This is a genomic window from Candidatus Cardinium sp. cBcalN2 (genome assembly GCF_022810445.1).
GTDB lineage: Bacteria > Bacteroidota > Bacteroidia > Cytophagales > Amoebophilaceae > Cardinium.
Window position 1 is genome coordinate 1 of sequence record NZ_JAACGD010000096.1, and the last position, 6,965, is coordinate 6,965.

Annotated in this window: 6 protein-coding genes; 4 read left to right on the forward strand and 2 right to left on the reverse strand. The window is 36.5% G+C overall.

The annotated features are described in order from the left end of the window. Positions 1–468 precede the first annotated feature (468 nt). Entirely contained in the window at positions 469–1,815 is a 1,347-nt protein-coding gene (locus MUW74_RS02920; protein WP_243517975.1) for a ubiquitin carboxyl-terminal hydrolase family protein, read from the reverse strand. 341 nt (positions 1,816–2,156) lie between these two features. Between MUW74_RS02920 and cdaA the strand changes: the two genes are divergently transcribed. From cdaA to rbfA, 4 genes are all read left to right on the forward strand, one after another. Continuing rightward, a complete protein-coding gene (gene cdaA, locus MUW74_RS02925; RefSeq protein WP_243517978.1) occupies positions 2,157–2,948 on the forward strand; it encodes a diadenylate cyclase CdaA in 792 nt (263 codons plus the stop codon). Positions 2,949–3,015: 67 nt separating this feature from the next. Continuing rightward, positions 3,016–3,987, forward strand: a complete 972-nt coding sequence (locus MUW74_RS02930; RefSeq protein WP_243517980.1) for a pyruvate dehydrogenase complex E1 component subunit beta — start codon at positions 3,016–3,018, stop codon at positions 3,985–3,987. A 19-nt stretch (positions 3,988–4,006) separates the two neighbouring features. Beyond that, positions 4,007–4,789 (forward strand): triose-phosphate isomerase, encoded by a 783-nt coding sequence (gene tpiA / locus MUW74_RS02935; RefSeq protein WP_243517984.1) that lies wholly within the window; start codon positions 4,007–4,009, stop codon positions 4,787–4,789. After that, positions 4,773–5,141, forward strand: coding sequence for a 30S ribosome-binding factor RbfA (gene rbfA / locus MUW74_RS02940; protein ID WP_243517987.1), 369 nt, complete (start codon positions 4,773–4,775; stop codon positions 5,139–5,141). Before tpiA ends, rbfA begins: the two co-directional genes overlap by 17 nt. Positions 5,142–5,437: 296 nt before the next feature. Here rbfA and MUW74_RS02945 read toward each other — a convergent pair whose 3' ends face one another. Beyond that, a complete protein-coding gene (locus MUW74_RS02945) occupies positions 5,438–6,409 on the reverse strand; it encodes a hypothetical protein (protein ID WP_243518823.1) in 972 nt (323 codons plus the stop codon). Positions 6,410–6,965: the final 556 nt, after the last annotated feature.

Sequence of the window (6,965 nt, forward strand, 5' to 3'; positions counted from 1 at the left end):
AGGGTTAAGCTAAGTCAACGTATCTGTTCATGACACTGGTAAAAAATGAATTTTTGAAAGCTACTTTTTTATCAAGAAAAAAGTAACAATAAAAATTTATTTTTTACCAATGTCATGAACAGATACTGAAAGCTTAGTTTTCAGCTAGAAAAACAGGAACCTCTCTGCAATCCATCCCGGCAACTGTTTTTCTTTTCATCTGTAAACTAAGCTTTCTGATCGTACTTTTTTCAAAGGGCGCGTTTTTTTACTAGCAATAACTTTTTTTTGATAAAAAAGTGGACAAAAAATCAAGCCCTGAGTAAAAAATTGTTCAAATCACCCCTATATAACTAGAAAAACAGAACTGGACCGCTTCGCGGGCTTCAAGCAAAACTGTTTTACTATGTCAGCTGTAAGGGGCGAATTTTTAATCGCAACTATTTTACAAGGGGCGTTTTTTCTTTTTTTTCGTAGGATACCATGTTCTTATGTTTTTTTTCTATAAAACAATAGGTAAGCCTTTTCAGACGCTTTTTTAGCACCTTGCTCGTCAATTTTTGCTACATGGTTATCGTTTGCTTCATACCATGTGCCATCACGCTTTACATAGGCAATATAGTGGCCATCTTTATGGCTATTCCCAATGTGGACAATAAATGCATGTAAATTATAGTTAATTGTATCTGTCTTATTAGGATCTGGCTTAATGGTAATCTGAAATGTTCCATTAACTTTAGACTCATTTTTAGTTAAAACTTCTTTATACCGCATCAGTTGTACACATAATACAGAAGGAATTGGCTTCTTATATACCACTTGCTTGATATAGTTGGGTGCTGAATTGTCTTGCGTTAGGAAAAATAATTTACTTTTATTTTCTGCTAGAAAAGCTGACTCATTGTCGCTTGTTTCCACAGGAGAGAATTCACTTAAAGATATTTTTAAATTATCTTCACACAATTCCTCATTACTGGATTGAATCATTTCATTTAAATTATATTGGTCAGTTTGGTTTTTATTAAAATATACACACAAATGAGGCTCTGCAGGCAAATTATCGATGGTTTGTTCGTAGAGTATTACGTTATTATTATCGTTATCTTGCATTCTAATAACCTTACGTTCAACGTGGTTAATATTATCCATAAACTCGTGCTTACGACCAAGATCCTTAATAAATTCACTAGCATCCTGTTGCATATTTCTCCAATCAGTCTTATTGATTAGCTGAAGTAATTCTGTCCTAACCTCCTCCATACGGTCTTTACCTAGTGGCTGATGACCATTATTAATTTCTTCGATCAAAAGTTTTAAATATGGATCTTGTACGCTGTCTGAGTATAAAGCTGCTATAACCTGCAGCACAGCATTCATATAGCAACTATTACCTACATTAGGCAGCCCAGCGAAAGGGGTAGGAGTAATAGGAGGAGGAGGAGAGGAGGAAGGCGTATATGAGCCTGAAGAAGAACTACCACTAGAAAAGCCAGAGGAAGCACTACCACTTGAAGAAGAAGAAGAAGAAGAAGAAGAAGAAGAAGAAGAAGAAGAAGAAGAAGAAGAAGAACTATCACTAGAAAATCCGGAAGAGTCAGTGTCGGTATTAAGACTATCATTAGAGCCATTTACATCATCTGGTGGCTCATTGGTTGGAGCAGTAGTAGCAGTAGTAGGATTAGGTTTAGGAGATGGTGCGGAGGGAGATGCTGCTTGAGGTGCCTCTTTTTGTTTGCTTTTTTCCCTGAAACAATTTTTACAACCATTTACCATTGCATAGACTGCGATCATTAATAGCCACGTGTTTTTTTGCTGGAATATAATTTTTTTAAACATATTAAAAGGTTACTTTAATTTTATATTTTATTTTAAGAAGACAAGAAAGTTTATTTTAAAGAGCGTTTGAGACCATTATTGATCTTAGAGAGGCTTTTGCTTTTCAAAGAAAATTGAATCTTAATACAAATTTTATAAAAAAAGTAGGACACTAACAACTTTACCAGGTTAATTTCTTTACAACAAGAAGGCTACTGTTAAATTTGCTTTTTTGGGAACAAAATCGTTTTTTTAACACAAAATTAAACTAAAATACCTTAATAATCATAGTGGCTTACCAGTTTTTATACATCTGCTTTATATAAATTATTTTGGTTATAAACTTATAAATTATTTCATCCATGTCATTAAACCTATTGTATCTGGCAACTTGGGACACTCGTTTTACACTTGTGATTGACATGGTACTAATTGGGTTTTTAATCTTTGCTATATATAAATTAGTTGAGGGTAGTATAGCTGTCAAGAGCATCTTAGGTTTCTTGGTTGTATATCTTTTTTACTGGATTGTTCGGGCGTTACATCTAAATAGGCTAGCCTCTATTTTAAGCATATTTACAACTCCTATCGTTCCGATTATTATTTTTCAAAGAGAAATTCGCCATTTCTTGTTTAGTATAGGTAAAAGTCTTTTAGGTAGCAAGGCAATGATGGTACAAATTATCCCTTGGTTAACTGATCAAAAAAGTGAAGTGGATGTAACACCAGTAGTAAAGGCCGTTCAAACATTAGGAGGAAGTAATACAGGCGCACTCATCGTGTTTACAAAAGATGCAGATCTGCGACACTATGAAGAATCTGGTGATTTAATTAATGCAGTAGTCTCTGCTCGATTATTGATTGCTATCTTTAACAAATATAGCCCTTTGCATGATGGTGCAGTAATTATTCATAGTAATAAAATCGTAGCAGCAAGGTGTATCTTGCCTGTGACGGACAACCCCAATATTGCTGCTCGTTTTGGATTACGTCATAAAGCAGCTGTTGGCCTTACTGAAATAACAGATGCCCTAGTCTTAATTGTTTCAGAAGAATCTGGTCAGATATCCATAGCTAAAAAGGGAAGCATGGAAAATAATCTGTCTGCTCAAGAAATTAGAAGTGCGCTAAAGGAGTATATTGGTAATGGCTGATTGTTTTTTTCTCAATGCCCCCTATCTTTGATAAGACTTATTTTATTTCATATCATATTGCTAATAGATGCGAACCATACAATTTAGAGAAGCATTGCGAGAAGCAATGATCGAAGAAATGCAAAGAGATGAAATGATCTTTTTAATGGGTGAAGAAGTAGCGGCATACAATGGTGCTTACAAAGTAAGCCAGGGCATGCTGGACCATTTTGGACCGAACAGGGTCATAGATACGCCTATTAGCGAGTCGGGTTTCGCTGGTCTAGGTGTGGGTGCTGCTATGAATGGCTTGCGCCCAATTATAGAATTTATGACTTTTAACTTTTCCTTAGTAGCCATAGATCAAATTGTCAATGGAGCAGCCAAAATGTACGCGATGTCTGGTGGCCAATACCATGTACCTATTGTATTCAGGGGGCCAACTGGTCATGCGGGTATGTTAAGTGTCCAACATTCCCAAAATTTTGAAAATTGGTATGCCAATTGTCCGGGACTAAAAGTAATTGTTCCTTCTAATCCATATGATGCAAAAGGGCTACTTAAAAGTGCGATTAGAGATGATGATCCTGTCATATTTATGGAATCAGAGATCATGTATGGCGACTTAGGAGCAGTGCCCACGGAAAACTACTTGCTGCCAATCGGAAAAGCCCACGTGGTGCAAGAGGGGACAGATGTAACTTTGGTTTCTTTTGGGAAAATGATTAAAGTGGCGGATCAAGCCAGGCAAGCGATGCAAGCAGAGGGTATTTCAGTAGAATTAATTGATTTACGAACCATCCGCCCACTAGACCTCTCTACGATTATTCAATCGGTAAAAAAAACCAATCGTTTGGTGATCTTAGAAGAAGCTTGGCCACTAGCGTCTATTGCCTCTGAAATAGCTTACCAGGTGCAAAAGCATGCTTTTGACTATTTGGATGCACCTATTCAAAAGGTAAATAGCCTAGATGTACCCCTACCCTACGCACCTACTTTAATAGAGGCTGTTTTACCCAATTTACCCAAAACAGTGGCTGCACTTAAGTCGGTTTTATAGCTAACCTAAACGGGAAAAGATGGAAAAAAAATACCTTATAGGCAATTGGAAAATGTACAAAACGACAAAAGAAGCCATTGCTTTTATGCAACAGTTGTTACCTACATTGGAGGCAATTGATACCGGATCCTTAGGGGTATTTCTTGCCCCTTCTTTTGTCCATTTATCTGATATGGCAAAATTAATAGATCGTAAAGGCCCTATTCAATTGGTTGCACAAAATTGTCACCATGAAGCAGAAGGTGCTTTTACAGGAGAGGTATCTGCTGCTATGCTATCGACTATCAAGGTAAGTGGGGTATTGATTGGGCATAGTGAACGAAGAATGTACCAAAAAGAAGATAATTCGCTTTTAGCTAAAAAAGTTAAAAGGGTATTGAAAACGGGTATGCAACCTTTCCTTTGTTGTGGTGAGAGTTTAGAAGACCGTAAAAACGGTAAACACAAAACGATTGTCAAGCAACAATTACAAGAGAGTTTATGCGGCATGACACCAGATGAAGTGGCAAAATTAGCTGTTGCTTATGAGCCTGTTTGGGCAATTGGTACAGGAGAAGTAGCTAGTTTGGATATCATAACAGAAATGCACTACTTTATAAGGCAAACGCTATTAGAAGCATATGGCGGGAGTATAAAAGTACCTATTCTATATGGTGGGAGTTGTAATCCACAAAATGCAGCAGCTATATTTAGTGCGCCTAATGTTGCAGGTGGGCTTATTGGCGGTGCTTCGCTCCAAGTGGATTCATTTATACAATTGGTTAAGATATTACTTGAAAAAGCAAATGATAAAGCCCACTAATGTTATTAAGATAAAGCAAATAGCTAAAATTCTCCAGAAGGAACTAGCCACCTTGTTTTTAACAGAAATGGCAGGATTATTTGATCATGCTTTGATCTCGGTTACCATGGTTGACTTAAGTAGTGATTTGAACCTAGCAAAAGTTTATATGAGCCTTTCACTCAATAAGGATCAGGGATCATTACTAAAAAAAATGGATGATCATAAAAATAGCATAAGGAGATCATTAGGCAAAAGAATAGCGGGTAAAATACATAAAGTACCTGATTTAAGGTTTATCCTTGATGATTCGGTTATACAAGGAGCACGCGTTACTGCTTTAATTGACCAATTAGATTTGATTGAAGGCTAAGAAAAGGAATGTGTAGTTTACTTTTTTGTAGCCGTTCAGCGCAGTGGGAAAGCTACGTAGAAAAAGCAAAAACGCCCCTTGTAAAATAGTTGCGATCAGCGATCAGCAATCAGCCCTTACAGCTGAAATAGAAAAACAGCCTGTTTGAAGTCCGAGAAGCGGGCGAGTTCTGTTTTTCCAGCTGTAAGCAGAGCTTTCTGATCGCAGCTTTTTACAAGGGGCGTTTTTATATATCATTGTATTAGTAATCAACTAAATATATATCTTAAGTTGACGCCATTAGCTGAAAAGCTACTTTACTTTTTATGCTTATACCTCCTGAATAGATTTTTAAGAAAATGATTCTTTGCTGTATAATCCCAAACCGTCTGGCCATTCGAATCTTTTTTAGAGAAGTTGATTTTACCTGTTTGTAAGAAGCTCGTAATAATATCAATGGCCTTCCAATCATCTTCTTTGATATTCTTATAGTGCTCAACTACTAACATAAACAATGTCCTTTGATTTAAATCTTTCATATTTGGGTTTAAACCATCCTGCAACCACGCTCTGACCATATCTGGATCAAAATCCTTGTTCAGGATCTTATGATATAGCTGATGAATGGTCATATCTTGAAAGAAGATATCCTCTGTTGATTCATTTTCGCTTGATACAACTTCTGTTGGTTCAAACTGACTGAATGATGAGTCTAGTATTGACGTATAATGATCTTCATTTTCTTTAGGTATATGCATACGACCCCTGCGTCCACCACCTCTATTTGGGGCATCAAACGGATGTCCCGGTACTACAAAGGTACTATTAGAATTATTAATTAATAACGTTGTGTTATTAGGCAAAGTGTTATTAGGCAAAAAAGAAGTAGCACCAAAAGGGCAAATAAGACCAATGGCACACACACCAACTCCAACAGGAACACTAAGCATACCAGCAACAGTAACTAATGACAAGCCAAGCACGAGCTTTTTCTTCCAAGTCCAACTGTTTGTTGATTTAGTCGTCTCTCCACCTACATGCTCAACATAACTGTATGCAGATGAGCTCCTTTGGGTTATCTTTATTAAGGTAATTTTAGGCTCAGGATTTACTGTATAGGTAGCACGATTCTTCTTATCCCACTGTATATTAGGATTTACATCGTTACCTAGTTCGATATCCTGATGGTTACCTAGTACTTGTCTGGTGTTAACACAAGAAGATAAGGTATATAAGCTTAATAGCCCGATCAATAGACTTGTTTTATATTTTGTATGTTTTTTTTCCATTGTTTGTATTTATATGATACGATCTGATATAACGCCCACCAAGCAGCATGGTCGCTATGAGCCTATTTCATAATCTATTCTTATAGCTACAGCTGCTTAGTTATAAAGGAAGAGCCAAAGGTAACCCTCACGAGGCACAACGACCACGAAATATAGGGTTCATTTGTTTTGTATATGATATGAAAAAATAGATAGAATTCCTAAGAGAATATATTAATAATCAAATGAAAAAAAACTATAAGTAGTAGTTTATTTAAGATTTTTTGCTTACTTAAATAAGAAAAGACAAATGCCAACTTTCTTTAGCATATCTGTTCAAGTCGGTAGTAAACAAGCTATTTATACTAGACTTTTGTTGCGTAGCTTTTCATAAAAATAAATGGATACCTTTCTAGCTGTATGGTTCTAACGCAGGGTGGTATGGGGATAAAGTTGAAAAAAAGTCAATAATCACCTAAATTAGTGGTGGCCGTTCAGCGCAGTGGCAAAGCTACTTAGAAAAAGCAAAAAAGCCCCTTGTAAAATAATTGCGATCGGGCAAGCAGCCCTTACAGCT

Bases quoted from the DNA above. Each gene is read 5' to 3' on its own strand.
- MUW74_RS02920 (WP_243517975.1), bottom strand. From the start codon at position 1,815: ATGTTTAAAAAAATTATATTCCAGCAAAAAAACACGTGGCTATTAATG.
- cdaA (WP_243517978.1), top strand. From the start codon at position 2,157: ATGTCATTAAACCTATTGTATCTGGCAACTTGGGACACTCGTTTTACA.
- MUW74_RS02930 (WP_243517980.1), top strand. From the start codon at position 3,016: ATGCGAACCATACAATTTAGAGAAGCATTGCGAGAAGCAATGATCGAA.
- tpiA (WP_243517984.1), top strand. From the start codon at position 4,007: ATGGAAAAAAAATACCTTATAGGCAATTGGAAAATGTACAAAACGACA.
- rbfA (WP_243517987.1), top strand. From the start codon at position 4,773: ATGATAAAGCCCACTAATGTTATTAAGATAAAGCAAATAGCTAAAATT.
- MUW74_RS02945 (WP_243518823.1), bottom strand. From the start codon at position 6,409: ATGGAAAAAAAACATACAAAATATAAAACAAGTCTATTGATCGGGCTA.